The organism is Amycolatopsis decaplanina DSM 44594 (assembly GCF_000342005.1).
GTDB classification, from domain to species: domain Bacteria; phylum Actinomycetota; class Actinomycetes; order Mycobacteriales; family Pseudonocardiaceae; genus Amycolatopsis; species Amycolatopsis decaplanina.
Window position 1 is genome coordinate 48151 of the sequence record NZ_AOHO01000067.1, and the last position, 15627, is coordinate 63777.

Annotated in this window: 16 protein-coding genes; 11 read left to right on the forward strand and 5 right to left on the reverse strand. The window is 69.1% G+C overall.

All coding sequences use genetic code 11. The features are described from left to right. Positions 1–271: 271 nt before the first annotated feature. Positions 272–928 (reverse strand): TetR family transcriptional regulator, encoded by a 657-nt coding sequence (locus H074_RS24745; protein ID WP_039923330.1) that lies wholly within the window; start codon positions 926–928, stop codon positions 272–274. A gap of 90 nt (positions 929–1018) precedes the next feature. On the opposite strand from H074_RS24745, the gene H074_RS24750 reads away from it, so the two are divergent. From H074_RS24750 to H074_RS24770, 5 genes are read left to right on the forward strand one after another with little or no spacing between them, the layout of a single operon-like run. Beyond that, a complete protein-coding gene (locus H074_RS24750; protein WP_007032804.1) occupies positions 1019–2110 on the forward strand; it encodes a ferredoxin reductase in 1092 nt (363 codons plus the stop codon). 13 nt (positions 2111–2123) lie between these two features. Beyond that, a complete protein-coding gene (locus H074_RS24755) occupies positions 2124–3239 on the forward strand; it encodes a fatty acid desaturase family protein (RefSeq protein WP_007032805.1) in 1116 nt (371 codons plus the stop codon). A gap of 10 nt (positions 3240–3249) precedes the next feature. Then, entirely contained in the window at positions 3250–3456 is a 207-nt protein-coding gene (locus tag H074_RS24760) for a hypothetical protein (RefSeq protein ID WP_007032806.1), read from the forward strand. Between the two features lie 47 nt (positions 3457–3503). Beyond that, positions 3504–4766 carry a sensor histidine kinase gene (locus H074_RS24765; RefSeq protein ID WP_007032807.1) on the forward strand — a complete coding sequence of 421 codons (1263 nt, stop codon included), beginning with the start codon at positions 3504–3506 and terminating at the stop codon, positions 4764–4766. An 8-nt stretch (positions 4767–4774) separates the two neighbouring features. Next, entirely contained in the window at positions 4775–5419 is a 645-nt protein-coding gene (locus tag H074_RS24770; RefSeq protein ID WP_007032808.1) for a response regulator transcription factor, read from the forward strand. Between the two features lie 11 nt (positions 5420–5430). On the opposite strand, the gene H074_RS24775 is transcribed toward H074_RS24770, so the two are convergent. Continuing rightward, complete coding sequence (locus H074_RS24775; RefSeq protein WP_007032809.1) at positions 5431–5952, reverse strand: GNAT family N-acetyltransferase; 522 nt, start codon at positions 5950–5952, stop codon at positions 5431–5433. Positions 5953–5992: 40 nt separating this feature from the next. Between H074_RS24775 and H074_RS24780 the strand changes: the two genes are divergently transcribed. Then, positions 5993–6556, forward strand: a complete 564-nt coding sequence (locus H074_RS24780; RefSeq protein WP_007032810.1) for a helix-turn-helix domain-containing protein — start codon at positions 5993–5995, stop codon at positions 6554–6556. A gap of 78 nt (positions 6557–6634) precedes the next feature. Further along, entirely contained in the window at positions 6635–7045 is a 411-nt protein-coding gene (locus H074_RS24785) for a secondary thiamine-phosphate synthase enzyme YjbQ (protein WP_007032811.1), read from the forward strand. On the opposite strand, the gene H074_RS24790 is transcribed toward H074_RS24785, so the two are convergent. Beyond that, on the reverse strand, positions 6983–7987 hold the full coding sequence (locus H074_RS24790; protein WP_007032812.1) for a YhgE/Pip domain-containing protein: 1005 nt from the start codon (positions 7985–7987) through the stop codon (positions 6983–6985). The two genes, H074_RS24785 and H074_RS24790, sit on opposite strands and share 63 nt — an antisense overlap. Before the next feature lie 127 nt (positions 7988–8114). Between H074_RS24790 and H074_RS24795 the strand changes: the two genes are divergently transcribed. The 4 genes from H074_RS24795 to H074_RS24810 all read left to right on the forward strand — a co-directional run bounded on the left by H074_RS24795 (position 8115) and on the right by H074_RS24810 (position 12870). After that, a complete protein-coding gene (locus H074_RS24795) occupies positions 8115–8801 on the forward strand; it encodes an HAD hydrolase-like protein (RefSeq protein ID WP_083920496.1) in 687 nt (228 codons plus the stop codon). Between the two features lie 9 nt (positions 8802–8810). Further along, entirely contained in the window at positions 8811–9776 is a 966-nt protein-coding gene (locus H074_RS24800) for a DUF8017 domain-containing protein (protein WP_007032814.1), read from the forward strand. Then, positions 9773–10624 (forward strand): DUF8017 domain-containing protein, encoded by an 852-nt coding sequence (locus H074_RS24805; RefSeq protein WP_007032815.1) that lies wholly within the window; start codon positions 9773–9775, stop codon positions 10622–10624. Before H074_RS24800 ends, H074_RS24805 begins: the two co-directional genes overlap by 4 nt. A gap of 71 nt (positions 10625–10695) precedes the next feature. After that, positions 10696–12870 (forward strand): bifunctional lysylphosphatidylglycerol flippase/synthetase MprF, encoded by a 2175-nt coding sequence (locus H074_RS24810; protein ID WP_085941007.1) that lies wholly within the window; start codon positions 10696–10698, stop codon positions 12868–12870. Here the strand turns inward: H074_RS24810 and H074_RS24815 are convergent. After that, positions 12807–13745, reverse strand: coding sequence for a DUF8017 domain-containing protein (locus H074_RS24815; protein ID WP_007032817.1), 939 nt, complete (start codon positions 13743–13745; stop codon positions 12807–12809). The two genes, H074_RS24810 and H074_RS24815, sit on opposite strands and share 64 nt — an antisense overlap. Continuing rightward, entirely contained in the window at positions 13745–15493 is a 1749-nt protein-coding gene (locus H074_RS24820) for a proline--tRNA ligase (protein WP_007032818.1), read from the reverse strand. Before H074_RS24820 ends, H074_RS24815 begins: the two co-directional genes overlap by 1 nt. Between the last annotated feature and the right edge of the window lie 134 nt (positions 15494–15627).

Below are 15627 nucleotides of genomic sequence, written 5' to 3' on the forward strand. Positions count from 1 at the left end.
GCCATCGATCCAGGTGCGCGAAGTCATGAAGAGGGGCAGGGCGGCTGTGACGCGGCGCCACACTCGCGTGATCAGGCACGGATCTCGCGTGATCAGAAGCCGAACACCGAGTGCGGCATCCCGTCACGCGAGTTCGCCCTCTGATCACGTGAGTTCCGTGCTCGATCACGCCGGTGAGCATGTCGCGAAAGCCACTTTCATGACGTCGGATGTCCCGGAAGTGGCTTTCGCGCCGCGTTTCAGCCCGCCTTAAGGAGCAACGCTTTCCGCATCACGGAACGCTGTGCCAGTTCGGCACGCCCAGAAAGATCAGCCGCAACCGCCGTTCGGCCGTGCGCACGATCTCGTCGTCACGCGAAGGCGTTTCGAGCAACTCCAGCACCGTCGTGAGCATGGTCGTCACGATCAGGTCGGCGAGCAGATGCAGATCCTCGGTGCTCCAGTCGCGCAGGAAGTCGAACCGCGCGAGGTCGACGGCGAGTTCGCTGACGAAGAGCTTGAGTTCGAAACCGATCGCCTGCCGGACCGGGCCGGTACCGCCGTAGCGCTCCCTGGTCAGGAAGTGGAAGTGGTCCTCGTGCGCCCGCACGTGCTCGCGCAGGATGCGCACGGACGAGCGGATCATGTCGTTGTACGCCGACGGCCTCGTGCGCGCGGAGCGGATCATCGTGCGCAAGGTGCGCATCGACTCCTCGACCAGCGCCACCCCGAGTTCGTCCATCGACGCGAAATGGCGGTAGAACGCCGTCGGGACGATCCCGGCCTGTTTCGCCACCTCGCGCAGGCTGAGCCCGGAGAACCCGCGTTCCGCCACCAGGTCCAGTGCCGCGTCCAGCAGCGCCTGCCGTGTGCGCTGCTTGCGCTCCTGCCGGGAAACGGGCTCGGTTGTCACGACAGACAGCGTAATCGCCTCCGCGCTATCACCCACGTCACATCGCCGTCCTCTCGCGTTGACAAGCGGGATCTTCACCACTTCACTATTCAGTGTACAAGCGTTCACTGAACTTGGGAGAAAGTGATGACGGCACTGGTACCGCGCAGGGCCAGGCGGCTGGCCTCGCTGGCCGAGGCCCTGCTCACGCCCCACGGCATGGACCGCTACCTCGAACTCGTCGATCCGATGCTGGTCCGCCGCGAGGTCCGCGGCCTGGTCACCGGCGTCCGGAGGCAGACGCCCGACACGGTCACGCTGACCATCCGGCCTAGCCGGGCCTGGCGGGGACACGTCGCCGGCCAGTACGTGCGGGTGACCGTCGAGATCGACGGCGTCCGCCGGACCCGCTGCTATTCACCCGCCGGTTCGGAGCACGACGGCACACTGGAACTGACCATCAAGGCCGACCCGCGGGGCCTCGTCTCGCGGCACCTGAACCGCACGGTCACGATCGGTTCGGTGCTCGGACTGTCCACTCCGGATGGAGAGTTCACCCTGCCCTCGCCGAGGCCGCGGCGGATCCTGCTGCTGAGCGGCGGGAGCGGGATCACGCCCGTCCTGTCGATGCTGCGCACCCTCGCGGACGAGAAGCACGAGGGCGACCTCGCCTTCCTGCACTACTCCAACGGCGCCGAAGACGCGCTCTACCGCACCGAACTCGCCGACCTCGCCCGCCGCCTGCCCGGCCTACGGGTGGTACACGCGTTCACTCACGCGAAAACCGGCGGCGACCTGCACGGGTTCTTCTCGAAGGAACACCTCGCGGAGGCCGTTCCGTGGTACCGCGACGCCGAGACCTTCCTGTGCGGTCCGAAACCGCTGATGGACTCCGTCCGGGAGACGTTCGAGGCCGACGGCATCGGTGCACATCTGCACACCGAGGAATTCACGCCGCCGGCGCTCACCTTCGACACCGAGAACGCCGAAGGACAGGTGCGCTTCGCGCGCAGCGGCCGCGAGTTCGCCAACTCCGGGAAACCGTTGCTGGAGCAGGCCGAAGAGGCGGGCCTGAGCCCGGAACACGGCTGCCGGATGGGCATCTGCTTCTCCTGCACGCAGATCAAGACCTCCGGCTGCGTACGCAACGCGAAGACCGGCGAGACCTCCAGCGAAGAGAACGAAGAGATCCAGCTCTGCATCTCCGTCCCGGTCGGGGACGTCGAGATCAACGCTTAGAAGGGACCCAGCCATGACCGGCTTGCAGGACAAGCTGACACCCGCGCAGGTCGAGGAGTTCGGCCGCGAGATGGACGCGATCCGGCAACGGATCGTCGCCGACCTCGGCCAGGCGGACGTCGACTACATCCACAACGTCATCAAGACACAGCGCGCGCTCGAGGTCACCGGCCGCGGGCTGCTGTTCGCCGGGTTCTTCCCGCCTGCCTGGGTCGCCGGCGTCGCCGCGCTTTCGGTGGCGAAGATCCTCGACAACATGGAGATCGGCCACAACGTCATGCACGGCCAGTACGACTGGACGCGCGACCCGGCGCTGAGCTCCCAGCAGTTCGAGTGGGACACCGTCGCGCCCTCGGAGAACTGGCGCCATTCCCACAACTACATCCACCACACCTACACCAACATCCTCGACAAGGACCGCGACATCGGTTACGGCATCCTGCGGATGGACCCGGCGCAGCAGTGGAACCCGTACTACCTGGGCAACCCGGTGTACGCGACGCTGCTCGCGCTGTTCTTCCAGTGGGGCGTCATGCTGCACGACCTCGAGGTCGACCGGGTCGTCAAGGGCGAACGCACCTGGGCCGAGAACAAGCCGGTGCTGCGGAAGATCGTGCGCAAGGCGGGCCGTCAGGTCGGCAAGGACTACGTGCTCTTCCCGCTGCTGACCGGTCCGCTCGCGCCGCTGACCTTCCTCGGCAACGCCACCGCGAACCTGACCCGCAACCTGTGGGCGTTCTCGATCATCTTCTGCGGGCACTTCCCCGCCGACGTCGAGAGCTTCACCGAGGAGGAGACCGAGAACGAGTCGCGGGGCCAGTGGTACCTGCGCCAGATCCTCGGCTCGGCGAACATCACCGGCGGCAAGCTCTTCCACATCATGACCGGGAACCTCTCGCACCAGATCGAGCACCACCTGTTCCCGGACATCCCGGCGCGCCGCTACCCGGAGATCGCGGGTGAGGTGCGGGCGATCTGCGAGAAGTACGGCCTGCCGTACAACACCGGTCCCCTGCACAAGCAGCTGTTCTCGGTGGCCAAGAAGATCGTGAAGCTGGCCCTGCCGTGGAACGGCGAACCCCGCACTCCGGCTACCGTGGAGAGCGACAAGACCCTCCGAGCGGCTTAAGGTGTCTGACATGGTCGGTCAGTTCGAAAGCACCAAGGACGTGGTCCAAGAGGTCACCGAGTCCGCGGCCACCCACATCGGCAACATCGCGACGATCATCACCGGCGCGATCCGGGACATCGCCCGCGAGACCGGCGACTGGCTGACGGACGTCATCGAGATGCGCGAGGCGTCCCAGCGGGCGCAGGCGGACGAACGGCACCGCGACGAAGACTAGGGAAACCTGGATGGGCACGAGGCGGGTGGCCACGGCAAGCTGAAGCCGTGATCACCCGCCTCGCCTTGCCTGGACGTGTACTCAGCGCACAGCTGAGCCGCGCGTACCGGGCCGAGCTGGCCTGGGTGATCATCGGCGCGCCGCTGACCCTGGCGTGCGTGATGCTCGTCGTCGTCGGACTGTTCCTCGGGGCGGGCCTGAGCCTGCTCACCATCGGGCTGCCGGTGCTCATCGGCGTCCTGGCGGGCGCACGGCTGATCGGGACCGCCCACATCGGCCTGGCGCGTGCCCTGCTCGGGACGACGGTCACCCCGCCCGTCCGGCCCGAACCGCGGCCCGGCCTCTGGAACGGCGTCAAAGGGCGGCTCGGGGATCCGCTCGGCTGGCGGTCGATCGCCTACCTGCTGATCCGGCTGCCGCTGGCGTTGATCGGGCTCTTCCTGGTCGCGACCCTGTTCGTGTACGCCGTGAGCACGCTGAGCTATCCGCTGTTCTGGTTCACCCTGAACGGCGAGGCCATGCCGACGTTCGACCTCCGCGTCGACACCTGGCCCCTCACCCTGCCACTCGCCTTCACCGGGCTGGCCGTCCTGCTGGCGATGCCGTGGGTGGTCCACGGTCTGACCGAGTTCGACCGCCTGCTGGTGCGCGGAGTCCTCGGTGCCGAGGACCTCTCCAAACGGGTGCGCGACCTCGAACGCAGCCGCGCGACCGCGGTCGACGACGCGACACGGCGCCTGCGCCGGATCGAACGCGACCTGCACGACGGCGCGCAGGCCCAGCTGGTCGCGCTGGCGATGAAGCTCGGTATCGCGAAGGACGAACTGTCCGGCGGCGGCGACATCGAGCAGGTCACCGCCCTGGTCACCGCCGCGCACGCCAACGCGAAACAGGCCCTGGTCGAACTGCGCGACCTCGCCCGCGGCATCCATCCCGCCGCGCTCGACGCCGGCCTCGACGTCGCGCTGTCCACTTTGGCCGCGGGCTCGGGCATCGACGCGCGGATCACCGTGGACCTGCCGAGCAGGCCGTCGCCGTCGATCGAGACCATCGCCTACTTCACCGTCGCCGAACTGCTGACCAATGCCGCCAAGCACACTTCCGCCGCGATCGAGGTCGACGTGGGTATCGTCGGCGGCAACCTGCGGCTCGTGGTGCGCGACGGCGGCGAAGGCGGGGCCCGGCCGGAACGAGGCGGCGGGCTCGCCGGGATCGCCGAGCGGCTCGCGACGGTGGACGGCGGGCTCGACATCGACAGCCCTCCGGGAGGGCCTACGGTGATCAGCGCGGAAATACCATTACGGAAATAGGGGGCGGCGTGCGCGTCGTGATCGCGGAGGATTCGGCCATCCTCCGGGCGGGGCTCGTCGAACTGCTGAACCTTCGGGGGCACGAGGTCGTCGCGGCCGTCGCCGACGGCGACAGCCTGTGCGCGGCGGTTCGCGAACACCGGCCGGACGTGTCCATTGTGGACATCCGGATGCCGCCGACGCACACGGACGAAGGGCTGCGCGCGTCGATCGCACTGCGCGCGGAACTGCCCGGGTGCGCGATTCTGCTGTTCTCGCAGTACGTCGAGACGCAGTACGCGACGGAGCTCCTTGCCGACCGCGCGGGTGGTGTCGGGTACCTGCTGAAAGACCGCGTGGCGGAGGTGTCGGACTTCCTCGACGCGCTCCGCCGGGTGGCCGACGGCGAGACCGTGCTCGACCCGGAAGTGGTCAGCCAGCTGTTCACCGCCACCCGGAAGACGGACGCGCTCGCGGGACTGACGCCGCGAGAGCGCGAGGTGCTGGGCCTGATGGCCGAGGGCCGGTCGAACTCGGCCATCGCGGCGAGGCTGTTCCTTTCGGCGGGCTCGGTGGAGAAGTACGTGTCGAGCATCTTCGGGAAGCTGGCGCTCCCTCAGTCCGAGGGGGACAACCGGCGGGTTCTCGCCGTGCTGCGGTACCTGGAGTCCTAGACCTTCACGGACTACCGCGGCTCCACCGGGACCCCGTCCACCTCCGGCAGGCAAAGCTGCACCCACGCGACATCCCGCCAGGCCCCGTGCTTGTACCCGATCCGCCGGTATGTCCCCACCGGCTCGAATCCCAAAGCGCGATGCAGTCCGGCGCTCGCGTCGTTCGGCAGCACCATCCCCGCGCAGAAGTTCCTGAAGCCGCGCGACGCCAGCCTGTCCAGCAGCGCCTCATAGAGCGCGCGCCCGCCACCGGTCCTCCGGCGGCCGAGTACGAGATAAATACTGACCTCGCAAGACCAGCGATAGGAAGGCCGGCCGCTGAAGGGACCTCCGTAGGCGTAGCCGGCGACACGACCTTCATCGTCTTCGAGCACGAGCCACGCGTGCGACCGCTGCGCCTTGGCGATGCGCTCGGCCATCTCGTCCGGTTCGGGCGGCTCGGTTTCGAACGAGACCACCGTGTCGGTGACATACGGCGCGTAGATCTCCGCGCACGCCGTCGCGTCGGCTTCCGTCGCTTCCCTGATCACCATGGCGACGATAGTAACCGAGGTTGCCACTATAGTGAGCAGTATGTCCGATCCCTTGTCCGCGTCCCTCGCCGCGACGCTCCAGTCCGCGAGACTCGACCAGAACCTTTCGGCCAATGCCCTCGCCGAGTCCTCGGGCGTGTCCAGGGCGATGATCGGCAAGATCGAACGGGGCGAGGCGCAGCCGACGGCGGTCCTGCTCAGCAGGCTTTCCGCCGCGCTCGGGATGACGTTGTCCGAGCTGATCGCCCGCGCCGAACACGGCGACCGGCGGCTGGTGCGCGCCGCCGATCAGCCGACTTGGACCGACCCTGACACCGGGTACGTGCGCCGCTCGGTCTCGCCTTCGCTCGGCGGACCGCTGGAGCTGGTCGAGGTCGTGCTGCCCGCGGGCGCCGAGGTCGCCTTCCCCGCCCACACCTACGCCCTGACCCATCACCAGATCTGGGTACTCGACGGGCATCTGCGCTTCCGCGAGGGCGACGTCGACCACGAACTCGACGCGGGCGACTGCCTGCAGCTCGGCACTCCGCGACCATGCGCCTACGTCAACCCGACCGAGGAGCCGGTCCGATATCTGGTCGCCCTCGCCCGGCGGCACGCCTGATACCCGGGTGATGCACTCCCGGGTCCTCAACCGCGTCTGGCACTACGTCGCGCGCTTCGGGGCACTACCGTGACGAGCATGTACTCCACGGAGATCGAGGTGCGCACCGGCAGCGTGGCCGTGGTGCACGACCTGACCAAGGACGCCGAAGCCTTCCTGCGCGACGCGGACGCCGAAGACGGGATCCTGCACGTCTTCGTCCCGCACGCGACGTCCGGGCTGGCGATCCTCGAGACCGGCGCCGGCAGCGACGAGGACCTGCTCACGGCGCTCGACGACCTGCTCCCCCGCGACGGGCGCTGGCGGCACCAGCACGGCAGTCCCGGTCACGGCCGTGACCACGTCCTGCCCGCGCTGCTGCCGCCGTTCGCGACGATCCCGGTGCTCGGCGGGGTGATGACGCTGGGCACCTGGCAGTCGGTCTGCCTAGTGGACACCAACCTGGACAACCCGGTCCGGCGTGTCCGCTTCAGTCTTCTGGAGGGCTGACCGGGCCGGCCACAGCGCGAGCACCAGCCCCGCCACGAGCAATCCGGCGAGCACCCACACCCCGGTCGTGACATCAGGCGCACCGGGCACGCCCTGCAGCAGGCTCCGGAGTCCTTCCGCGGAGAACCGGAACGGCGTCCAGGACCACAGCACCGCGCGGTAGGCGGGGTTCAGCAACTCGGGCACCTGACCCGCGACGGCGGGCGCGACCAGGTACAGCGGGCCGAGGATCGCCATCGCCCGCACGCCGAGCAACCGCAGCAGTCCGGTCTGCAGGGCGGCGAACCCGGTCGAGGCCAGGAAAAGGAAGCCGAGGACGTCCCAGCCGAGCGGGAGCGCGGAGTCCCACAGTTTCAGGAACCCGGTCAGGACAGCGGTGACCAGCGCGCCCGCCGAAACGATCTGCGTGAAGCGCGCGGCGGCTCCCGCGTCCCGGCCGATCCGTCGTCCGGCCAGTGTCAGCACGGCGCCCGCGGCCAGGCAGCCGACCCACGCCAGCGCACTCAGCGCGAGCGGTGCGACCCGGCCGGCCGCGCTCGCGGGGTGCAGCGTTTCGACCTTCGGCGTCCCGCCGAGGGCTTGCGCGGCGCCGGTCAGCGCCTGTTGCGCGATCTGCGTTCCGGACGGGTTCACCGCCCCGGAGACGACGACCGTCGACGGAAGTTCGAGGACGCCGTAGACCTCCTTGTCCTCCAACAGTTTCCGGCCTTCCTCCGGAGAGGTCACCCGCCACGAGACCTGGTCTCCACCATGCGACGCGATCCCCTTGGCGGCCACCTGGAGCGGCCCCGGGGGCGCGGCCACGGCGATGGGGAGACCCTCGGGCGCGACGGTGGCCTGGGCACCGAAGGTGAGAAAGCCGAGTACGACGGCGACCAGCGCACCGGCAACCGCGGCGACCAAGGTGAAGGCCCCGGCGGGGCGACGGCTCGGGGTCGGCATGACCGTCCTCCATTTATTCGTCAGACGTTGAATTAGCTGCCAAAGTAGGCCTCGGCCGCAAAGAAGTCAACAGACGTTGAATAAACTCACCGGTACCGTCGACCGCGTGACTACTCCGCACCGGCTCGTGCTGTGGGACATCGACCAGACCCTCGTGGACCTGCGCGGCGTCGGCGCCGCCTGGTACACGACCGCGCTCGCCGAGGTCGCCGGCGTCGAACTGCGGGCGTTGCCGAATTTCGGCGGCCGCACCGAACGCGCCATCAGCGCGGACATCCTGACCTCGCACGGCGTCGAGCCCACCGAGGAGAACGTGCGCAAGCTCTGGCTCGCGCTGATCGCGGTCTCCGAAAGCCACGCCCCGACACTGTCTTCGAACGGCAGGGCGCTCCCGGGCGCCAAAGACGCGCTGAACGCCTTCGCCGCACACGGCGGCATCGTCCAGACACTGGTCACCGGGAACCTGCCGGAGATCTCCGTGCACAAGCTGACCGCGTTCGGCCTGCATGAGCACGTGGACTTCGAGATCGGCGGCTACGGCTCGCTCTCGGCGCACCGCTCCGATCTGGTACCCGCCGCCGTCGGCCACGCTTCGGCGAAACATGGCACCGACTTCGCGCCGTCGTCGGTCGTCGTCATCGGCGACACCCCGGACGACGTGCGGGCCGCGCTCGACAACGGCGCCGTCGCGGTGGCCGTGGCGACAGGTCAGTTCAGCGCGGAGGAACTGGCCGACGCGGGCGCGCACACCGTGCTCGACAACCTGTCCGACCTGGCGGCGGTACGTGCGGCCGTGCTCGGGAACGCCAACTAAGCTCGCTTCATGGCATACCCAGGCGGCGGCAACGGCTGGCCGGAGCAGCAACCGCAGCAGCCCTATCAGCAGCAACCCCCGCCGCCGCAGGGGTACCCGCCCCAGAATCCGCCTCAGTACGCCCAGTACCCGCAGGACCCCCAGCAGCAGTACCAGGGTTACCAGCAGCAGGGGTTCCAGCAGTTCCCGCAGCAGACGTATCAGGGTTTCGCGCCGGAACCGCCGAAGAAGGGCAACAAGGGGCTGTGGATCGGCCTCGGCGCGCTCGTCCTGGTGATCGCCGTCGGCGCCACGCTGTTCTTCGTCCTGCGTGACGGCGAAGACCCGCAGCCACAGGCCGGGCCGCCGCCTTCCTCCGCGCCGGCTCCGCCACCGTCGTCTTCGGCGGCGAAATCGCCGTCCACGAGCAGCGGAGCCCCGCAGGACAACAAAGTCCCCTCGACGACGCCCGGCTGGCAGGGGATCCTGTCAGTCAAGGACAAAACCGCCTACGACCTGCCCGCGTCGGGCTGGGAGACCAAGCCGGGCCAGATCGTCGGCTACAACGAGGGCGAGTTCAAGATGGTCATCCACGAGGCGTCGACGTACAAACTCGGCGCCTGCCCGGATGCCCGCGGCTCGAACCGCGGTGTCGTCGGCTTCGCCACCGCGGACCAGATCCCGGTCGAGAACGCCGCCAGGGGCGCGGTCCGGCTCTGGATCCAGTCCGCCACCGGCAAGAACGACGTGCCGATGCCCGCCATCACGCAGGTCCCGATCGCGAACGGCTCGATCCAGGCGGTCAGTTCGACCGGGACGTTCACCCCGGCCGAGACCGAGGAATGCCGGGCGCCGAGCGTGAAGGTGACCTCGGCGGCGTTCAAATCCGGTGACCGGACCATCTGCTTCGTCATGGCCATCGACCAGGGCACACCCGACGCGCTGCCCGAAGCGGACGCCCAGAAGATCCTCGCGAGTTTGAGGCCTCGGCAATGACCGGCCCCGGTGGGCGGATCGACGAACCCCGGCCGTGGTTCGTCGATCCGCTCACCGGGCAGCCGCTGGAGACCGAAGCCGAACAGACGAGGCCGCTCCCGGTCATCCGGGACACCGTCCCGCCGCGCCGCCGCTTCCGCCTCAGGCCGGCGCTGGGCCTCCTCGGGCTGGCCGTCGTCCTCGCTGTCGGCACGACGGCCACCTACCAGGCCAAGACCGCGACCCCACCGCCGTCCGCCCAGGACCTCGTCCTGCCCGACCCGGTGCCCGCCACCCAGATCGAGCCCGTGATCGAGGGCTGGCAACCGGTGCTGTCCGACGATCACCCACTCGTCTACGACGTCCCGCCGGACTGGAAGCTCGAAGAGCCCGACGCCGCCATCGGCTACGAGACCCCGGCCGGGGATCTCGTCACCCTGCAGGGCGTCGCACGGTACCGCCGTGCCTTCTGTCCAGGCTCCGATCTCTCGGCGCGCGCGATAGCGGGATTCACCACCATCGACGAGGGCGAGGTCGGCGGTCTCGCCCAGGCGGCGGAGGAAACGACGCTGCGATGGGCCGAAGCCGCGTACGGACGATCGCCGAAGGCGGAGATCGGCGAAGCCGGGCCGGTGCCGGTCCTGGACGGCGGTACGACCGCCACCGCCGTGACCACCACCGTCGTCCCCGCCCCCGGCGGACCGTGCCCTGCCCCGTCGGTCGCGATCACCGCGATCGCCCTTCCGCTGCGCGCACTGCCGGGATCAGGTCGCTACCACGTCCTTCTGGTGCTGGCGGACCAGGGGATCCCCGGCGCGATAGCCAGGGGTGTCGTCCTCAAGATGGGTGAGAGCATCCGTCGCGAGTAGCACTCCCCTAAGGGAAATATGGGTCCCGTGCCGGATGTGTCCGAGCCCCTCCCGCCCCTAATTTGAGTTCCATGCCAAAAGGGGGAAGCGGGACGGCCGCGCCGGGCCGGACGCACAAGATCGCCACGGTGCTGAGGCACCGGCTGCCTTTCACCACCCTCGTCACGGGGACCATGCTCGCGCTCGCCTTGGCCACGGGCGCGCTCTGGTCTGCCGCCGAGGATCGCGCGGTGTACCCGTACATCGCGTATGGGCTGCCGTCGCTCGAATCAGGCCGGTGGTGGACCTTGTTCACCGGACCGCTGTTCGCGGTCGTCCCGCTGTACTACCTGCCGATGGTGCTCAGCTTCGCGTTGTTCGCCGGGTTCGCGGAATGGCGCCTCGGCACCCGGCGGGCGATGGCCGTCGCCATCGGCGGCCAGTTCGTCAGCGTGCTGGTCGCGGTCCAGTTCCTGGCGCTGAGCCGGAACTCCGGCTGGGAATGGGCGGAACGGGTCGCGGGCAGTCTCGACGTCGGGTTCTCCGGCGGCGCGCTCGCGGCGGTCGCGGTCGCCAGTGCCACCCTGCGCCCGCCGTGGCGCCTGCGGTTGCGCGCCGGGCTGTGCGTCTACGCCGGGATCGCGATCATCTTCGTCGGCACGCTCGCCGACCTCGTGCACTTCTTCGCACTCGTCCTCGCCCTGCCGTTCGGGCGGAAGTTCCTCGGTGCCAAGGATTCCTCGCGCGAACGGAGGCCGAGCCTGCGCGAGTGGCGGTTCTACGTGATGGCCGGTCTGCTGGTGCTGACGGTCGCCGAACTGGTGATGTCCTTCGTACCGGGCAACGGTCCCTTCGGTTCGTCCGAAGAGCTTTCGCTGTCCACCTGGGAAGTCGTCGTCCTGTGCCTGATCGTGGTGCCGATCATGAACGGCTTGCGCAAGGGCAGTCAGGCCGCCTGGTGGGGCGCGATGATCCTGACCTCGTTCGTCATCCTGCAGGTGATGGTCTACGGCGGGGTGCTCACGCTGGCGGAGATCTTCGGCGAGGACGCCGGCCTGATGGATCCGCCGCTGTTCTTCGTGGACAACCTGCTGTGGACGGTCGAATTCGCGCTGCTGATCTCCTCGCGCGGCGCCTTCCGCGTGCCGTCGCGGCGCAAGTGCCGCCGTCTCGGCCGGATGGGCAACCCCGCGCTGGCCCGCACGCTGCTCAGCCGTCACGGCGGAAGCACGCTTTCGTGGATGACGACCTGGCCGCAGAACTCGTACTTCGTGGCCGCCGACGGCAAGTCCTACCTCGCCTACCGGCGCCACGCCGGTGTCGCCATCGCCCTCGGCGACCCGATCGCCCCGGACGGCGCCGCCGACCGGACGATCGCCGAGTTCATCACGATGTGCGAGAACACCGGTCTCGTGCCGTGCCTGTTCTCCGCCACCGGCGACACCACCGCCAAGACCGAAGAGCTCGGCTGGAAGCAGGTCCAGGTCGCCGAGGACACCCTGATCGAACTGGAAACGCTGGAGTTCCGCGGCAAGCGCTGGCAGGACGTGCGGACCGCGCTCAACCGGGCCGAGAAGGACGGCATCGAGTTCCGTCTCGTCCGGCTCGCCGACCAGCCGCGCGCGGTGATCTCGCAGGTACGTGCGATCTCCGAGGAGTGGATCAGCGACAAGGGCATGCCGGAGATGGGCTTCACCCTCGGCGGGGTCGACGAGGCGATGGATCCCGAGACCCGCGTGGGTCTCGCGGTGGACGCCGATGGCGTGGTCCACGGCGTGACGTCGTGGCTGCCGGTGTACACCGGTGCGGGCGCGATCGGCGGCTGGACGCTCGACGTCATGCGCAAACGCGCCGACGGGTTCCGCCCGTCGATGGAGTTCCTGATCGCGTCGTCGTGCCTGGCCTTCCGCGAAGAAGGCGCGAAGTTCGTCTCGCTGTCCGGCGCCCCGCTGGCGAGTTCCGGCGAACCCGCGCACGCCGTCGAACGGGTGCTCGACGCGCTCGGCACGATGATGGAGCCGTTCTACGGCTTCCGTTCGCTGCACGCGTTCAAGGCGAAGTTCCAGCCGCGCCACGTGCCGCTGTACCTCGCGTTCCGCGACGAAGCGGACTTGCCCCGGATCGGGATCGCGCTCGGCAGGGCCTACCTGCCCAACACCGGGTTGCTGCGGCTGGCGAAGCTCGCGCGCTCCGGCAAGAAGCCTCAGCGCAGTGTCGAAGGCGGCGGCGTGATGGTCTTGCGGTCGGCCTCCGGGACACCCCGGTAGGTCTTGAGGATCTTCAGGATCTGCTCACGGTCCGCGCCACCCGGCGTGTCCTGGCCCGAATAGACGGCCAGGGCCGCCGAGGCGTCGCCCAGCTGCGGCGCGATCACGCCGACCAGGGCGCGCCGCGCGCCACAGGGACCCGGCGGGGTGACGACCTCCGCGAGAACGATGCTCGCGGCGACCTTCTTGCCGGAACCGAGCGTGAACTCGGTCGCCTGCGGCGGTTCCGGGGTGATCTTGGCCGTCAGCGGGCCGTTCTCCGGGTTGTAGGCGCTGACGGCGAGGTCGTCGACCGCCTTCCGCGCCGCGGCGGCCGGCTCGGCGAGCTTCACGTTCGTCACGCCGCTGCCGCCGATCCTGCTTCGCTTCTCCTGCGGGCAGTAGCCGTCCCCGACGAAGGCACTCGCGACCATGGTGATGCCCGGGACCTGGGTGCCTTTCTCCCAGCCATGGATCGTGCCGGGTTTCGGCGTCCAGTTCGGCGGGACGTCGTAGGCGTAGACGCCGTCTTTCCCGGCCACCGATTGCCAGCCTTCGGTCACCGGCGGCGCGACGACCTGAGGCGAAGGCGTGTAGACGATCGGAGCCCGGGTCGTCGGCGCGCTGCTCTCCGACGTCCGGTCACTGTTGTTCGCGAGCGCGGCGACCGCGATGACACCGAGCGTCGCGAAGAAGCCGTACATGGCCCTTCGCCCGCTTCGCGACATCGGCTGCTTCTGCGGCTCCGGCGCCGGTTCGGGTTCGACTGGAGCTGGGGTCTCGGGAGCAGGCGTGTAGCCGGACGAGTCCGAGGGCTGATAGCCCCCGAACCCGTCCAGCGCCGCGTTGTCCTCGTAGCCCGGGGAATCCCCGCGCTTCTTGCCGAACAGTCCCATTACGGGCGGACGAGCTTGACCAGGTGCTCCACGACCGCGTCGACGGCGATCTCCTCGCGGTCTCCGGTGCGGCGGTCCTTGACCTCGACGACACCGTTCGCCAGGCCGCGCCCGACGACGAGGATCGTCGGCACACCGACGAGTTCGGCGTCCGCGAACTTCACGCCGGGGGTGGCCTTGCGGTCGTCGAGAACGACCTCGATGCCGGCGGCGTCCAGTTCGGCGGCGAGCTTCTCGGCGCCCGCGGCGACCGTCTCGTCCTTGCCCGCGATGACGACGTGCACGTCGAACGGCGAGACCTCGCGCGGCCAGACGATGCCGAGGTCGTCGTGGTTCTGCTCGGCGAGCACGCCGACCAGCCGCGAAACGCCGACGCCGTAGGAACCCATGGTGATGCGGATGGGCTTGGAGTCCGGTCCCAGCGCGTCGAGTTCGAACGCGTCCGCGTACTTGCGGCCCAGCTGGAAGATGTGCCCGATCTCGATACCGCGGGCGGCGACCAGGGTGCCCTTGCCGTCGGGCGACGCGTCGCCCTCGCGGACCTCGGCGGCCTCGATCGTGCCGTCACCGTTGAAGTCGCGGCCCGCGACCAGGTCGACCACGTGGTGGTCGCGCTCGTCGGCGCCGGTGACCCAGGCGGTGCCGTCGACGACGCGCGGGTCGAGCAGGTAGCGGACGCCGTTGTCCTTCAGCGCCTTCGGGCCGATGTAGCCCTTCACGAGGAAGGGGTTCTTGGCGAAGTCGGCCTCTTCGAGAAGCTCGAACTCGGCGGGCTCGAGCGACGCTTCGAGGCGCTTCGGGTCGACCTCGCGGTCGCCGGGGAGGCCGATGGCCAGCAGCTCCCATTCCTTCGCCCCCGGCTGGCGGGTCTTCACCAGGACGTTCTTGAGCGTGTCCGCGGCGGTGAAGGTGCGGCCGAGATCGGCGTTGTTGAGGAACGCGACCAGGGACTCGATGGTCGGGGTGTCCGGCGTGTGGTGGACCTCGGCCTCGGGCAGGCCCTCGACCGGCTTCGCCTCGGGAGCGGGCGTGGTGACCGCTTCGACGTTGGCCGCGTACCCCGATTCGGTACTGCGGACGTAGGTGTCCTCACCCGTCTCGGCGACGGCGAGGAACTCTTCGGAAGCCGAGCCGCCCATCGCGCCGGAGGTCGCCTTCACGACGACGTACTCGATGCCGAGGCGGTCGAACAGCTTCGTGTAGGCCTGGCGGTGCAGCTCGTACGACTTGGCCAGGCCCTCGTCGTCGAGGTCGAAGGAGTAGGAGTCCTTCATGACGAACTCGCGGCCGCGCAGGATGCCGGCGCGGGGACGCGCCTCGTCGCGGTACTTCGTCTGGATTTGGTACAGGACGACCGGGTAGTCCTTGTACGAGCTGTATTCACCCTTCACGGTAAGCGCGAAGAGCTCTTCGTGCGTCGGGCCGAGGAGGTAGTCGGCGCCCTTGCGGTCCTTGAGGCGGAACAGGGCGTCGCCGTACTCGGTCCACCGGCCGGTGGCCTCGTAAGGCTCCTTCGGCAGCAGCGCGGGGAACTGGATCTCCTGCGCGCCGATGGCGTTCATCTCTTCACGGACGACGTTCTCGATACGGCGCAGCACCCGCAGGCCCAGCGGCAGCCAGGAGTAGCCGCCCGGGGCCACCCGGCGGACGTAGCCGGCGCGTACCAGGAGCCGGTGGCTCGGTACCTCGGCGTCCGCCGGATCCTCACGCAGGGTGCGAAGGAACAACGACGACATCCTGGTGATCACTTCTGGGCTCCTCGCTGGAATTACGTGCTTAGACGTTCTGCGCAGCGTAGTCACCCCACCCCGGGCCGGTTCAACCGGTTATCGCGGGCGCCCGGTTTTGTCGGTGGGCGCCGCTGGCGTGCCTCCACGGGTAT